Source organism: Pseudomonas sp. GW822-FHT04H02 (assembly GCF_058800645.1).
The window spans coordinates 1-15,657 of record NZ_JBXAMM010000012.1; the positions used below are offsets into that span (position 1 = coordinate 1).

General features: G+C 55.9%; 13 protein-coding genes and 1 tRNA gene. All 14 read right to left on the reverse strand.

From position 1 onward, the window contains the following. Window positions 1-164, reverse strand: a 164-nt coding sequence (locus tag AC1RMG_RS32225; RefSeq protein ID WP_368995774.1) for a GTP-binding protein, incomplete at its 3' end; no start/stop codon positions are given. Between the two features lie 34 nt (window positions 165-198). Continuing rightward, complete coding sequence (fusA, locus tag AC1RMG_RS32230; RefSeq protein ID WP_011063777.1) at window positions 199-2,346, reverse strand: elongation factor G; 2,148 nt, start codon at window positions 2,344-2,346, stop codon at window positions 199-201. 30 nt (window positions 2,347-2,376) lie between these two features. Then, window positions 2,377-2,847: a 30S ribosomal protein S7 gene (gene rpsG, locus AC1RMG_RS32235; protein ID WP_007925959.1), complete on the reverse strand. Its 471-nt coding sequence runs from the start codon at window positions 2,845-2,847 to the stop codon at window positions 2,377-2,379. Window positions 2,848-2,958: 111 nt separating this feature from the next. Then, the gene (gene rpsL, locus AC1RMG_RS32240; RefSeq protein ID WP_003186084.1) at window positions 2,959-3,330 is read right to left on the reverse strand and encodes a 30S ribosomal protein S12; all 372 of its coding nucleotides are present in this window, start codon (window positions 3,328-3,330) and stop codon (window positions 2,959-2,961) included. 201 nt (window positions 3,331-3,531) lie between these two features. Further along, window positions 3,532-7,731: a DNA-directed RNA polymerase subunit beta' gene (rpoC, locus tag AC1RMG_RS32245; protein ID WP_011063778.1), complete on the reverse strand. Its 4,200-nt coding sequence runs from the start codon at window positions 7,729-7,731 to the stop codon at window positions 3,532-3,534. A 64-nt stretch (window positions 7,732-7,795) separates the two neighbouring features. Next, window positions 7,796-11,869, reverse strand: a complete 4,074-nt coding sequence (rpoB, locus tag AC1RMG_RS32250) for a DNA-directed RNA polymerase subunit beta (RefSeq protein ID WP_011063779.1) — start codon at window positions 11,867-11,869, stop codon at window positions 7,796-7,798. A gap of 221 nt (window positions 11,870-12,090) precedes the next feature. Beyond that, entirely contained in the window at window positions 12,091-12,456 is a 366-nt protein-coding gene (gene rplL, locus AC1RMG_RS32255; RefSeq protein ID WP_011063780.1) for a 50S ribosomal protein L7/L12, read from the reverse strand. An 80-nt stretch (window positions 12,457-12,536) separates the two neighbouring features. Then, on the reverse strand, window positions 12,537-13,037 hold the full coding sequence (gene rplJ / locus AC1RMG_RS32260; RefSeq protein ID WP_011063781.1) for a 50S ribosomal protein L10: 501 nt from the start codon (window positions 13,035-13,037) through the stop codon (window positions 12,537-12,539). A 198-nt stretch (window positions 13,038-13,235) separates the two neighbouring features. Continuing rightward, window positions 13,236-13,931, reverse strand: coding sequence for a 50S ribosomal protein L1 (gene rplA, locus AC1RMG_RS32265; protein WP_011063782.1), 696 nt, complete (start codon window positions 13,929-13,931; stop codon window positions 13,236-13,238). After that, window positions 13,931-14,362 (reverse strand): 50S ribosomal protein L11, encoded by a 432-nt coding sequence (rplK, locus tag AC1RMG_RS32270; RefSeq protein ID WP_003176435.1) that lies wholly within the window; start codon window positions 14,360-14,362, stop codon window positions 13,931-13,933. The genes rplA and rplK overlap by 1 nt, the downstream gene beginning before the upstream one ends. Before the next feature lie 118 nt (window positions 14,363-14,480). Further along, entirely contained in the window at window positions 14,481-15,014 is a 534-nt protein-coding gene (gene nusG, locus AC1RMG_RS32275) for a transcription termination/antitermination protein NusG (protein ID WP_002555501.1), read from the reverse strand. Window positions 15,015-15,023: 9 nt separating this feature from the next. Beyond that, window positions 15,024-15,392: a preprotein translocase subunit SecE gene (secE, locus tag AC1RMG_RS32280; RefSeq protein ID WP_011063783.1), complete on the reverse strand. Its 369-nt coding sequence runs from the start codon at window positions 15,390-15,392 to the stop codon at window positions 15,024-15,026. 45 nt (window positions 15,393-15,437) lie between these two features. Beyond that, a tRNA-Trp gene (locus AC1RMG_RS32285) sits at window positions 15,438-15,513 on the reverse strand. A 54-nt stretch (window positions 15,514-15,567) separates the two neighbouring features. After that, window positions 15,568-15,657 (reverse strand): EF-Tu C-terminal domain-related protein (locus AC1RMG_RS32290; RefSeq protein ID WP_445758192.1); only part of this gene is annotated, 90 nt, incomplete at its 5' end.

Sequence of the window (15,657 nt, forward strand, 5' to 3'; positions counted from 1 at the left end):
TCTGGGGCGCTGTCGATCTTGTCGAAGTCAACACGAGCCGAACCGAAAACTTCGGAGCAAACGCGAGTCAGAGCAGCGGTCAGAGTGGTTTTACCGTGGTCAACGTGACCGATAGTGCCAACGTTGACGTGCGGTTTGTTACGTTCAAATTTTTCTTTAGCCACGACAATTAACTCCTAGCCTAAAGGGGAGACTGAATCAGCCTTGTTTTTTAACGAGAGCTTCGACGATGTTCGACGGAGCTTCGGCGTATTTGGAGAATTCCATGGAGTAGCTCGCGCGACCCTGAGACATGGAACGAACGTCAGTTGCATAACCGAACATTTCACCCAGTGGCACTTCAGCACGGATAACCTTGCCGGACACCGAGTCATCCATACCCTGAATCAGACCACGACGACGGTTCAGGTCACCCATCACGTCACCCATGTAGTCCTCTGGGGTTACAACTTCAACCTTCATGATCGGCTCGAGCACAACGCCGCCACCCTTCTGGGCCAGCTGCTTGGTCGCCATGGAGGCTGCCACCTTGAACGCCATCTCGTTGGAGTCGACGTCGTGGTAGGAACCATCAAACACGGTAGCCTTCAGGCCGATCAGCGGATAACCGGCAACGACGCCGTTCTTCATCTGCTCTTCGATACCCTTCTGGATAGCCGGGATGTATTCCTTAGGAACCACACCACCAACAACCTCGTTGGTGAAGACCAGACCTTCGGTGATGTTGCCGTTCGCATCGACGTCTGGCTCCGAGAAACGGATCCAGCAGTGACCGAACTGACCGCGACCGCCGGACTGACGAACGAACTTGCCTTCGATCTCAACGTTGCTCTTGCTGATCTTCTCGCGGTACGAAACCTGCGGCTTGCCGATGTTGGCTTCGACGTTGAACTCGCGCTTCATGCGGTCAACGAGGATGTCCAGGTGCAGCTCACCCATACCGGAGATGATGGTCTGGCCAGTCTCTTCGTCGGTCTTGACGCGGAACGACGGGTCTTCCTGAGCCAGCTTGCCCAGTGCGATACCCATCTTTTCCTGGTCCTGCTTGGTTTTCGGCTCTACCGCTACCGAAATTACAGGCTCAGGGAAGTCCATACGCTCAAGAATGATCTGCTTGTCGAGATCGCACAGAGTGTCACCAGTGGTGACGTCCTTCATGCCGATCAGAGCAGCGATGTCGCCTGCACGTACTTCTTTGATCTCTTCACGCTGGTTGGCGTGCATCTGCACCATACGACCAACGCGCTCTTTCTTGCCCTTGACCGAGTTGATCACGGAGTCGCCCGAGCTCAGGAAGCCCGAGTAAACGCGCACGAAAGTCAGAGTACCAACGAACGGGTCGGTAGCAATCTTGAATGCCAGAGCCGAGAACGGTTCAGCATCGTCAGCATGACGCTCGTCGTAGTCAGCCTCTACCAGCTCATCCTTCGGCTTCTCGATGAGATCCGGATGGATACCCTTGATCGCCGGGATCTCGGTAGGAGCAGGCAGGAAGTCGATAACGGCATCGAGAACCAGGGGAACGCCCTTGTTCTTGAACGACGAACCGCAGACGGCCGGAACGATCTCGCTAGCCAGGGTGCGCGCACGCAGACCGGCCTTGATCTCTTCGACAGTCAGGTCACCTTCTTCAAGGTACTTGTTCATCAGCTCTTCGTTGGCTTCAGCAGCAGCTTCAACCATGTTGGAGCGCCACTCGTTAGCCAGGTCCAGCATATCGGCAGGAATTTCTTCCTCGCGATAGGTAGTACCCTTGTCGTCGTCGTTCCAGTAGATAGCCTTCATCTTGATCAGATCAACCTGACCTTCGAAGTTATCTTCAGCACCGATAGCCAGCTGGACCGGAACCGGGGTATGACCCAGGCGGTTCTTGATCTGGCCAACAACGCGCAGGAAGTTGGCACCAGCACGGTCCATCTTGTTCACGTAAACAACACGTGGAACACCGTACTTGTTGGCTTGACGCCATACGGTTTCAGACTGAGGCTCAACACCGGAAGTACCGCAGAACACAACGACCGCGCCGTCGAGTACACGCAGGGAGCGCTCTACTTCAATGGTGAAGTCAACGTGGCCAGGGGTATCGATAACGTTTACACGATAGTTATCGTATTGGCCGCGCGAACCTTTCCAGAAGGTAGTTACAGCAGCGGAGGTAATGGTGATACCCCGCTCCTGCTCCTGCACCATCCAGTCGGTGGTCGCAGCGCCGTCATGCACCTCACCCATCTTGTGGCTGAGACCTGTGTAGAACAGGATCCGCTCGGTAGTGGTAGTCTTGCCCGCGTCAACGTGGGCACAGATACCGATGTTACGGTAGCGGTTGATTGCTGTAGTACGAGCCATAAAGCCCTCGCAAAATGAATGATGCCGATATTAGAAGCGGTAGTGCGAGAAAGCCTTGTTGGCTTCAGCCATACGGTGAACGTCTTCACGCTTCTTAACTGCAGCACCTTTGCCTTCGGCAGCGTCCAGCAGTTCGCCAGCCAAACGCAGAGCCATAGACTTCTCGCCGCGCTTGCGGGCGAAGTCTACCAACCAGCGCATTGCCAGAGCGTTACGACGGGACGGACGAACTTCGACCGGAACCTGGTAAGTAGCACCGCCTACACGGCGCGACTTCACTTCGACCAGCGGAGCGATGGCGTCGAGAGCTTTCTCGAAGATTTCCAGGGGATCGCTGTTCTTGCGCTCTTTAACTTTTTCCAGCGCGCCATAAACGATACGCTCGGCAACGGCTTTCTTGCCGCTTTCCATTACGTGGTTCATGAACTTGGCGAGGATCTGGCTTCCGTATTTCGGATCGTCCAGAATCTCACGTTTGGCTGCTACGCGACGTCTTGGCATTGATAAGCCCTCAAACGGTCTTCAGGTTAGCTCGGGACAGTTGATCCAATGGACGCGTGCCCGACCTTACTCTTATCGACTCAATATAATTAAAAACTGCAAAACGACCGATTACTTCGGACGCTTGGTACCGTACTTCGAACGACCTTGGTTACGACCTTTAACGCCGGAAGTATCCAGGGAGCCGCGAACGGTGTGGTAACGAACACCTGGCAAGTCTTTTACACGGCCGCCGCGAATCAGTACGACGCTGTGCTCTTGCAGGTTGTGGCCTTCACCGCCGATGTACGAGGAAACCTCGAAACCGTTGGTCAGACGCACACGGCACACTTTACGCAGTGCCGAGTTAGGTTTTTTCGGCGTAGTGGTATACACGCGAGTGCACACGCCACGACGTTGCGGGCAGTTCTGCAGCGCAGGCACGTCGGATTTCTCGACGATACGCTTACGCGGCTGACGTACCAGCTGGTTGATAGTTGCCATCTACTAGCTCCACTGTTGTCTTTCGACATAAACAAAATGGCAGAGCAGGAGCTCCACCAAATTTAGGGGTACAAGAGTCTAAAGAGGATCTTGCCCCCAGTCAAGGCAAGGCCCCGGCCTCCCCGATCAGCGAACCTCGACAAAAAGTGTCTTGATTCTCAATCGAAAAAGCCGGGGCCCCGTCTCAATCTACTGCAGACCTCAATTACCGCTGGAGTTCAGCGCTTCAGTCAGTGCTGCTTCGACTTCGCTTGCGCTTACGCGCAGCGGCTTGTCTGCATCACGACGACGCTTACGCTCGCTGTGGTACGCCAGGCCAGTACCGGCCGGGATCAGACGACCCACGACCACGTTTTCTTTCAGGCCACGCAGGTAGTCGCGCTTGCCAGTTACCGCCGCTTCGGTCAGTACACGGGTGGTCTCTTGGAAAGAGGCCGCCGAGATGAACGATTCGGTGGACAAGGACGCCTTGGTGATACCCAGCAGTACGCGGGTGAACTTGGCGACGAACTTGTCTTCGGTGCTCAGACGCTCGTTTTCTACCAGTACGTGAGTCAGTTCCATCTGGTCGCCCTTGATGAAGCTGGAGTCGCCGGACTCGGCGATTTCAACCTTACGCAGCATCTGACGCAGAATGGTCTCGATGTGCTTGTCGTTGATCTTCACGCCTTGCAGACGGTAAACGTCCTGGATCTCGTTGACGATGTACTTGGCCAGCGCACTGACACCCAGCAGACGCAGGATATCGTGTGGATCGCTCGGACCGTCGGAGATAACTTCGCCGCGGTTCACTTGTTCGCCTTCGAAGACGTTCAGGTGACGCCACTTCGGAATCAGCTCTTCATACGGATCGCTGCCGTCGTTCGGAGTAATGACCAGACGGCGCTTGCCCTTGGTCTCTTTACCGAACGCGATGGTGCCGCTGACTTCAGCCAGAATCGACGCTTCCTTCGGACGACGAGCTTCGAACAGGTCGGCAACACGCGGCAGACCACCGGTGATGTCACGGGTCTTCGAAGTTTCTTGCGGAATACGAGCGATAACATCACCGATCGCAATCTGCGCACCGTCGGCAACACCGACCAGGGCGTTAGCCGGCAGGAAGTACTGTGCCGGTACGTCGGTACCTGGCAGCAGCAGATCCTTGCCATCCATACCCACCATCTTCACAGCAGGACGGATGTCCTTGCCGGCAGCTGGACGGTCTTTGACGTCAAGCACTTCAATGTTGGTCATACCGGTCAATTCGTCAGTCTGACGCTTGATCGTGATGCCTTCTTCCATGCCCACGTAGGTCACGGTACCTTTCATTTCGGTAACGATCGGGTGAGTGTGCGGATCCCACTTGGCCACGATAGCGCCAGCGTCGACCTTGTCACCTTCTTTAACCGAAATCACAGCACCGTACGGCAGCTTGTAACGCTCGCGCTCACGACCGAAGTCATCAGCGATTGCCAGCTCACCGGAACGGGACACAGCAACCAGGTGGCCATCCACACGCTCAACGTGCTTCAGGTTGTGCAGACGGACGGTACCGCCATTCTTCACCTGAACGCTGTCGGCTGCGGAAGTACGGCTTGCCGCACCACCAATGTGGAACGTACGCATGGTCAGCTGGGTACCCGGCTCACCGATGGATTGGGCAGCGATAACGCCGACCGCCTCACCAATGTTCACCTGGTGACCACGAGCCAGGTCACGGCCGTAGCACTTGGCGCAGATGCCATAGCGGGTTTCGCAACTGATCGGCGAACGCACGATCACTTCGTCGATGCTGTTGAGCTCGATGAATTCAACCCACTTTTCGTCTACCAGGGTGCCGGCAGGAACGATGACGTCCTCGGTACCCGGCTTGAATACGTCACGGGCGATAACACGACCCAATACGCGCTCACCCAGTGGCTCTACAACGTCGCCGCCTTCAATGTGCGGAGTCATCAGCAGGCCGTGTTCGGTGCCGCAATCGATCTCGGTTACAACCAGATCCTGCGCAACGTCCACCAGACGACGAGTCAGGTAACCGGAGTTCGCAGTTTTCAACGCGGTATCCGCCAGACCTTTACGAGCACCGTGAGTCGAGATGAAGTACTGGAGTACGCTCAGACCTTCACGGAAGTTCGCAGTAATCGGCGTTTCGATGATGGAGCCGTCCGGCTTGGCCATCAGACCACGCATACCGGCCAGCTGACGGATCTGTGCTGCGGAACCCCGCGCACCCGAGTCAGCCATCATGTACATCGAGTTGAACGATTCTTGCTCGACTTCGTCGCCATTGCGGTCGATGACCTTCTCTTTCGAGAGGTTGGCCATCATCGCCTTGGATACTTCGTCGTTGGCTTTCGACCAAAGGTCGATCACTTTGTTGTACTTCTCGCCCTGGGTTACCAGGCCGGAGGCGTACTGGCTCTCGATTTCTTTCACTTCGTCGGTGGCAGCACCGATGATGCGAGCTTTTTCATCCGGGATAACGAAGTCGTTAACACCGATGGAAACGCCGGAAATGGTCGAGTAAGCGAAACCGGTGTACATCAACTGGTCAGCGAAGATCACGGTCTCTTTCAGACCAACCACGCGGTAGCACTGGTTGATCAGCTTGGAGATCGCCTTCTTCTTCATCGGCAGGTTGACGACGTCGAACGACAGGCCCTTCGGCACAACCTGGAACAGCAGAGCACGGCCGACAGTGGTGTCGACGATACGGGTGGCGCTCACGCTGCCGCCATCACGATCATTGACGGTTTCGCTGATGCGAACCTTGATCTTGGCGTGCAGAGCCGCTTCGCCGGCGCGGAATACGCGGTCGACTTCCTGCAGGTCCGCGAACACACGACCTTCGCCCTTGGCGTTGATCGCTTCACGGGTCATGTAGTACAGACCCAATACAACGTCCTGCGACGGAACGATGATTGGCTCACCGTTGGCTGGCGACAGAATGTTGTTGGTCGACATCATCAACGCACGCGCTTCCAACTGGGCTTCCAGTGTCAGCGGTACGTGCACGGCCATTTGGTCGCCGTCGAAGTCGGCGTTGTACGCAGCACAGACCAGAGGGTGCAGCTGGATAGCCTTACCTTCGATCAGTACCGGTTCAAACGCCTGGATACCCAGACGGTGAAGGGTCGGTGCACGGTTGAGGAGAACCGGGTGTTCACGGATCACTTCAGCGAGAACGTCCCAAACCTCTGGCAGTTCGCGCTCGACCATCTTCTTGGCCGCTTTGATGGTGGTGGCCAGGCCACGCATTTCCAACTTGCCGAAGATGAACGGTTTGAACAGCTCGAGAGCCATTTTCTTCGGCAGACCGCACTGGTGCAGACGCAGGGTCGGACCTACGGTAATTACCGAACGACCGGAGTAGTCAACACGCTTACCGAGCAAGTTCTGACGGAAACGACCTTGCTTACCCTTGATCATGTCAGCCAGGGATTTCAGAGGACGCTTGTTGGAACCGGTGATAGCGCGGCCACGACGACCGTTGTCGAGCAGTGCATCGACAGCTTCCTGCAACATACGCTTTTCGTTGCGCACGATGATGTCCGGAGCGGACAGATCCAGCAGGCGCTTCAAACGGTTGTTACGGTTGATCACTCGACGATACAGATCGTTGAGGTCGGAAGTCGCGAAACGACCGCCATCCAGCGGGACCAGTGGACGCAGATCTGGCGGCAGAACCGGCAGAACGGTCAGCACCATCCACTCTGGCAGGTTGCCGGAACCCTGGAAGGCTTCCATCAATTTCAGACGCTTGGACAGCTTCTTGATCTTGGTTTCCGAGTTGGTTTGCGGAATCTCTTCACGCAGACGGCCAATCTCGTGCTCCAGGTCGATAGCGTGCAGCAGCTCGCGGACAGCCTCGGCCCCCATGCGGGCGTCGAAGTCATCGCCGAACTCTTCCAGCGCTTCGAAGTACTGCTCATCGTTCAGCAGCTGACCTTTTTCAAGGGTGGTCATGCCTGGATCGATAACAACGTAGCTCTCGAAGTAGAGAACGCGCTCGATATCACGCAGAGTCATGTCCATCAGCAAGCCGATACGGGACGGCAGCGATTTCAGGAACCAGATGTGGGCAACCGGCGAAGCCAGTTCGATGTGCGCCATGCGCTCACGACGAACCTTGGCCAGTGCAACTTCAACGCCGCACTTCTCGCAGATCACGCCGCGATGCTTCAAGCGCTTGTACTTACCGCACAGGCACTCGTAATCCTTTACCGGGCCAAAGATCTTGGCGCAGAACAGGCCGTCACGCTCAGGCTTGAACGTACGGTAGTTGATGGTTTCCGGCTTTTTAACTTCACCGAACGACCACGAACGGATCATCTCAGGCGAGGCCAATCCGATACGGATGGCGTCGAACTCTTCGACTTGACCCTGGTTTTTCAGCAAATTCAGTAGGTCTTTCAAGGCCTTTCCTCCTGGCGGAGCAGAGAGCGGGCAATCCTGCCCCGCTCTCGATTCGCGTCACGTGTTATTCGGTTTCCAGATCGATATCGATGCCGAGGGAACGAATTTCTTTGATCAACACGTTGAAGGACTCGGGCATGCCCGGCTCCATACGGTGATCGCCGTCCACGATGTTTTTGTACATCTTGGTACGACCGTTCACATCGTCCGACTTCACTGTGAGCATTTCTTGCAGAGTGTATGCAGCACCGTATGCTTCCAGTGCCCAGACCTCCATCTCCCCGAAACGCTGACCACCGAACTGCGCCTTACCACCCAGCGGCTGCTGGGTAACCAGGCTGTACGAACCGGTAGAACGAGCGTGCATCTTGTCGTCTACCAAGTGGTTCAGTTTCAGCATGTACATGTAGCCAACGGTAACTGGACGCTCGAACTTGTTGCCGGTACGGCCGTCGGTCAGTTGCATCTGGCCGCTTTCTGGCAGGTCTGCCAGCTTCAGCATGGCCTTGATTTCGCTTTCCTTGGCACCGTCGAACACCGGAGTGGCCATCGGAACACCGCCGCGCAGGTTGTTCGCCAGATCCAGGATCTCCTGATCGGAGAAGCTGTCCAGGTCTTCGTTACGACCGCCGATCTGGTTGTAGATCTCGTCCAGGAAGGTACGCAGTTCTGCGACCTTGCGCTGCTCTTCGACCATGCGATTGATCTTCTCGCCCAGACCTTTGGCCGCGAGGCCCAGGTGAGTTTCGAGGATCTGACCAACGTTCATACGCGAAGGTACGCCCAGCGGGTTGAGGACTACGTCGACCGGGGTGCCATTGGCATCGTGCGGCATGTCTTCAACCGGCATGATCACGGAGACCACACCCTTGTTACCGTGACGACCGGCCATCTTGTCGCCCGGCTGGATGCGACGACGGATTGCCAGGTAGACCTTGACGATTTTCAGCACGCCTGGAGCCAGGTCATCGCCCTGCTGCAGCTTGCGCTTCTTGTCTTCGAACTTGTCGTCCAGCAGACGGCGACGATCAACGATGTAGGCCTGGGCCTTCTCGAGCTGCTCGTTCAGAGCATCTTCAGCCATGCGCAGTTTGAACCACTGGCCGTGCTCAAGACCGTCGAGAACTTCGTCGGTGATTTCCTGGCCTTTCTTCAGGCCGGCGCCGCCTTCGGCTTTATGGCCGACCAGAGCGGAGCGCAGACGTTCGAAGGTCGCACCTTCAACGATACGGAACTCTTCGTTCAGGTCCTTGCGGATCTCGTCCAACTGGCTCTTCTCGATCGACAGTGCACGAGCATCACGCTCAACGCCGTCACGAGTGAAGACCTGTACGTCGATAACAGTACCCTTGGTACCGGTAGGTACACGCAGGGAGGTGTCTTTAACGTCGCTGGCTTTTTCACCGAAGATCGCACGCAGCAGTTTCTCTTCCGGAGTCAGCTGGGTCTCGCCTTTCGGAGTGACCTTGCCCACCAGGATGTCGCCTGCGCCAACTTCAGCACCTACATAAACGATACCGGCTTCGTCCAGCTTGTTCAGTGCAGCCTCACCCACGTTCGGGATGTCTGCAGTGATTTCCTCTGGGCCAAGCTTGGTGTCACGAGCCACACAGGTCAGTTCCTGGATGTGGATCGTGGTGAAACGGTCTTCCTGAACCACACGCTCGGACAGGCAGATGGAGTCTTCGAAGTTGAAGCCGTTCCACGCCATGAACGCGATACGCATGTTCTGACCCAGTGCCAGCTCACCCATGTCGGTGGACGGACCATCGGCCATGATGTCGCTGCGCTGAACACGATCACCCTTGCTCACCAGCGGACGCTGGTTGATGCAGGTGTTCTGGTTGGAGCGGGTGTACTTGGTCAGGTTGTAGATGTCGACACCGGCTTCACCGGTTTCAACTTCGTCATCAGCAACACGAACCACGATACGGCTGGCATCGACCGAGTCGATCACACCGCCACGACGAGCCACGACGCAAACGCCGGAGTCACGGGCAACGTTGCGCTCCATGCCGGTACCTACCAGCGGCTTGTCAGCACGCAGGGTCGGTACAGCCTGACGCTGCATGTTGGAACCCATCAATGCACGGTTGGCGTCGTCGTGCTCGAGGAACGGAATCAGCGACGCTGCAACCGAAACTACCTGCTTCGGCGAAACGTCCATCAAGGTGACGTCTTCCGGCGCCTTGACGGTGAATTCGTTCAAGTGACGAACAGCTACCAGCTCATCGACCAACTGACCTTTGTCGTTCATCGTCGCCGAAGCCTGGGCGATCACGTGATCGGCCTCTTCGATAGCGGACAGGAACACGATCTCGTCGGTTACCAGAGCGTCTTTCACCACACGGTACGGGCTCTCGAGGAAGCCGTACTGGTTGGTGCGCGCATAGGCCGCCAGGGAGTTGATCAGACCGATGTTTGGACCTTCCGGCGTTTCAATCGGGCATACACGACCGTAGTGGGTCGGGTGTACGTCACGGACTTCGAAGCCTGCACGCTCACGGGTCAGACCACCTGGGCCAAGTGCAGAAACACGACGCTTGTGGGTGATCTCGGACAGCGGGTTGTTCTGGTCCATGAACTGGGACAGCTGGCTGGAACCGAAGAACTCTTTCACTGCCGCAGCCACTGGCTTGGCATTGATCAGGTCTTGCGGCATCAGGCCTTCGCTTTCAGCCATCGACAGACGCTCTTTGACCGCACGCTCTACACGCACCAGGCCAACGCGGAACTGGTTCTCGGCCATTTCGCCAACACAGCGAACACGACGGTTACCCAGGTGGTCGATGTCGTCGACGATGCCTTTACCGTTACGGATGTCGACCAGAGTCTTCAGTACGGCAACGATGTCTTCTTTGCACAGAACGCCGGAACCTTCGATCTCGGTACGACCGATACGACGGTTGAACTTCATCCGGCCAACGGCGGACAGATCATACCGCTCAGGGCTGAAGAACAGGTTGTTGAACAGAGTCTCGGCAGCATCTTTGGTCGGTGGCTCGCCAGGACGCATCATGCGATAGATCTCGACCAGGGCTTCCAATTGGTTGCTGGTGGAGTCGATCTTCAGAGTGTCAGAGACGAACGGACCGCAGTCGATGTCGTTGGTGTACAGAGTCTCGATGCGAACGACTTGAGCCTTGGCGATTTTCGCCAGGATCTCGGTGTTCAGCTCGGTGTTGCACTCTGCCAGGATTTCACCGGTAGCCGGGTGCACGATAGCCTTGGCGGTGGTACGACCCAGGACGTAGTCCAGAGGTACATCCAGCTCTTTGATACCGGCTTTTTCCAGCTGGTTGATGTGACGAGCGGTGATACGACGACCCTGCTCGACAATAACCTTGCCCTTGTCATCCTGGATGTCCAGAACGGCAATCTCACCACGCAGGCGCTGAGGCACCAGCTCCAGGCTCAGGCTCTCGCCTTTCACGTGGAATACGTTGGTGGTGTAGAAAGCGTCCAGCACTTCTTCAGTGGTATAGCCCAGCGCGCGCAGCAGAACCGATGCCGGCAGCTTGCGACGACGGTCGATACGGACGAACACGCAGTCTTTCGGGTCGAACTCGAAGTCCAGCCACGAACCGCGGTAAGGAATGATCCGCGCGGAATACAGCAGCTTACCGGAGCTGTGCGTCTTGCCACGGTCGTGGTCGAAGAATACGCCAGGGGAACGGTGCAGCTGGGAAACGATTACACGCTCGGTACCGTTGATTACGAAGGTACCGTTCTCAGTCATCAGGGGAATTTCACCCATGTAGACTTCTTGCTCTTTGATGTCCTTGATCGCTTTGTTCGACGATTCTTTGTCGAAAATGATCAGACGGACTTTTACCCGCAAAGGTACGGCGTAAGTTACACCACGCAACACGCATTCTTTAACATCAAACGCCGGTTCGCCCAGGCGATAACCGACATACTCCAACGCAGCATTGCCGGAGTAGCTGATGATCGGGAAAACGGATTTGAAGGCCGCATGCAGGCCCACGTCGCGGAACTGATCTTTAGTCGCTCCCGCTTGCAAGAATTCACGATACGAATCCAGCTGGATGGCCAGGAGGTACGGCACATCCATGACGTCCGGCAACTTGCTAAAGTCCTTGCGGATACGTTTTTTCTCAGTATATGAGTAAGCCATCAGCGTTCCCCAGCTTGGTCACCTGCTTATTCGGCTCCTCCCGACGGGAGCAGCCAGAAAATCGTGCAAACCCTTTGGTTTGCGCCACCGCACAGGGTGGGCTACAGCACGTTACTGGCACCGACCCAGTCGGTCGCCAATAACGGAAAAAGGCCGGTGGCAAAAGCCACCAGCCATCAGCCGTTCGCTTAACGCTTGGGCTGGAGACACAAAGTCGATGCTTACTTGAGCTCGACTTTAGCGCCTGCTTCTTCCAGAGCTGCTTTGGCTTTGTCAGCTGCTTCTTTAGCAACAGCTTCCAGAACCATGGCAGGAGCGCCGTCAACTACAGCCTTGGCTTCTTTCAGGCCCAGACCGGTCAGTTCACGTACAGCCTTGATCACGTTAACTTTCTTCTCGCCAGCTTCGGTCAGCATGACGTTGAATTCAGTTTGCTCTTCAACAACAGCGGCAGCAGCAGCTGGGCCAGCAGCGGCAACAGCAGCGGTAACGCCGAAGGTTTCTTCCATTGCTTTGATCAGCTCAACAACTTCCAGAACGGTTTTCTGGCCGATTGCTTCGATGATTTGCTCGTTAGTCAGAGACATGACTATAAATTCCTGTATTGGGGTGACAGCCTACGCAGCCATCAAATTAAACATATGATTTTGAAAGGGCTTGCAGTGCCTTAGGCAGCAGCAGCTTCTTTCTGGTCGCGAATAGCCGCCAGAGTACGAGCCAGCTTGCTGGTAGCGCCTTGAATCACGCTCATCAGCTTCGCAATAGCTTCGTCGCGAGTTGGCAGCGAAGCCAACACGTCGATCTCGTTTGCTGCGAGGTACTTGCCCTCGAACGCAGCTGCCTTGATCTCGAACTTTTCCTGACCCTTTGCGAACTCTTTGAATATACGAGCGGCAGCGCCCGGATGTTCCTTGGAGAATGCAATCAGGGTAGGGCCGACGAACGCGTCGTTGAGCACGTCATATTGAGTGCCTTCAACAGCGCGCTTGAGCAGGGTGTTACGTACGACACGTACATAAACACCAGCTTCGCGGGCCTCTTTACGGAGTCCGGTCATAGCGCCTACTGTCACACCACGGGCATCAGCCACGACAGCGGACAGAGCGGCTTTGGCAGCCTCGTTGACTTCAGCGACGATGGCCTTCTTGTCTTCGAGTTTAATTGCCACGGGTTTAACTCCTGCTTGTTACCGTTTCATCCAACCGGAGCTGGATGTCGTTTTGGTGTCTGATTCGGTAAGGAACCGGGAGCACCATCTGCGTAGGCTTGAGGTTTAAGACTTGCGTCGCCTACGGTCTTGGATAGCCCCCGCCAGGCAGGGACCCCAATTTTTCAGCGCGCGCAATTACTTGCACGCGCTTGTGTCTTATACGTCCAGCGAACCCTGGTCGATGACCAGACCTGGGCCCATAGTGGTGCTCAGGGTAACGCGCTTGACGTAGATGCCTTTCGAAGAAGCTGGCTTGATACGCTTCAGGTCAGCGATCAGGGCTTCAACGTTTTCCTTCAGCTTGACGGCGTCGAAGCCGACCTTGCCAACGGAAGTGTGGATGATGCCGTTTTTGTCGGTGCGATAGCGAACCTGACCAGCCTTGGCGTTCTTAACTGCCGAAGCTACGTCTGGAGTAACGGTACCGACTTTCGGGTTAGGCATCAGGCCGCGAGGACCCAGAACCTGACCCAGCTGACCCACAACGCGCATTGCATCCGGGGAAGCAATAACCACGTCATAGTTCAGGTCGCCGCCTTTCATTTCGGCAGCCAGATCGTCCATACCTACGCGGTCTGCACCGGCAGCCAGAGCAGCTTCAGCTGCTGGCCCCTGGGTGAACACAGCTACACGTACAGTCTTGCCAGTGCCGTGTGGCAGCACAGTAGCGCTACGAACAACCTGGTCAGATTTACGTGGGTCTACGCCCAGGTTCACAGCAACGTCTACGGACTCGCTGAACTTAACGGTCGACAGCTCGGTCAGGAGAGCGGCGGCTTCTACGAAGTTGTAGGCCTTGCCTGCTTCAATCTTGCCGGCGATAGCCTTTTGGCGCTTGGTCAGCTTAGCCATTACACACCCTCCACGTTAAGGCCCATGCTACGAGCAGAACCGGCGATAGTACGCACGGCTGCATCCATATCAGCTGCAGTCAGATCCGCGTTTTTGGTTTTCGCGATTTCTTCCAGCTGAGCACGGGTAACAGTGCCAACCTTAACGGTGTTTGGACGAGCGGAACCGCTGGTCAGGCCAGCAGCTTTCTTCAGCAGAACCGAAGCAGGGGTGCTCTTAGTTTCGAAAGTGAAGCTGCGGTCACTGTAAACAGTGATGATCACAGGAGTCGGCAGGCCTGGCTCAAGACCCTGAGTACGAGCGTTGAAAGCTTTGCAGAACTCCATGATGTTCACGCCGTGCTGACCCAGAGCTGGACCAACGGGTGGACTTGGGTTGGCCTGAGCGGCCTTAACTTGCAGCTTGATGTAAGCAGTAATCTTCTTAGCCATGAGGCACTCCAATTACGGGTTCAGACGCCTATATAGGCTCCCCGGTTACTTGCGCGTTTATCCCAGTGACGACAAAACCCCACAGCCTAAGGCTGCGGGGTATGGGATTCTCGTTCAGTTATGCCTTCTCGACCTGACTGAACTCTAGCTCTACCGGAGTAGAGCGACCGAAAATGAGCACTGCCACCTGAATGCGGCTCTTTTCGTAGTTAACTTCTTCGACCGTACCGTTAAAGTCAGCGAATGGGCCGTCAGTAACACGGACCACCTCACCCGGCTCAAACAGGGTCTTAGGCTTGGGCTTGTCGCTACCATCAGCAACGCGACGCAGAATCGCTTCCGCTTCTTTGTCAGTGATAGGAGCCGGCTTATCGGCAGTACCACCAATAAAGCCCATGACACGAGGAGTGTCCTTGACCAAGTGCCAAGTACCCTCGTTCATATCCATCTGTACCAGCACATAGCCTGGAAAGAATTTACGCTCGCTTTTGCGCTTCTGGCCATTGCGCATCTCAACCACTTCTTCAGTGGGGACCAGAATCTCGCCGAAGCCATCTTCCATGCCAGCCAGCTTCACACGCTCGATCAACGAACGCATTACATGCTTCTCGTAACCCGAGTAAGCATGCACAACGTACCAACGCTTAGCCACGGGACACCCTTAGCCAACAATCAAGGAAACAAGCCAGCCGAGCAGGGAATCTAGCCCCCACAACAGCAACGCCATGACCAGAACCACAGCCACAACAATCAACGTGGTCTGCGTGGTCTCTTGGCGAGTTGGCCATACGACTTTACGAATCTCAGTGCGCGCTTCCTTAACCAGGACAAAGAACGACTTACCCTTGGCAGTCTGCAAGCCAACGAAGGCAGCAACTGCAGCAATGACAAGTAGCGCCAAGACACGGTACAGGATCGGCGAAGCAGAGTAGTACTGATTGCCAACAACACCAACAATCACCAAGGCAACAACAACCAGCCACTTGAGCAGATCGAAGCGAGAGCCTTGAGCTTCAGCCTTAGGAGTCATCTATGAAGATCCTGTGAAAAGAAAGCCAGACACATTGAGTGAATCTGGCAGGTCAGGAGGGAATCGAACCCCCAACCTACGGTTTTGGAGACCGTCGCTCTGCCAATTGAGCTACTGACCTAAAAACAAAATCAGGCCGACCATTATGTCGGCCCGATGGAGATATATCAAGAACTTATTCGATGACCTTGGCTACGACGCCAGCGCCGACGGTACGACCGCCTTCACGGATAGCGAAACGCAGACCATCTTCCATCGCGATGGT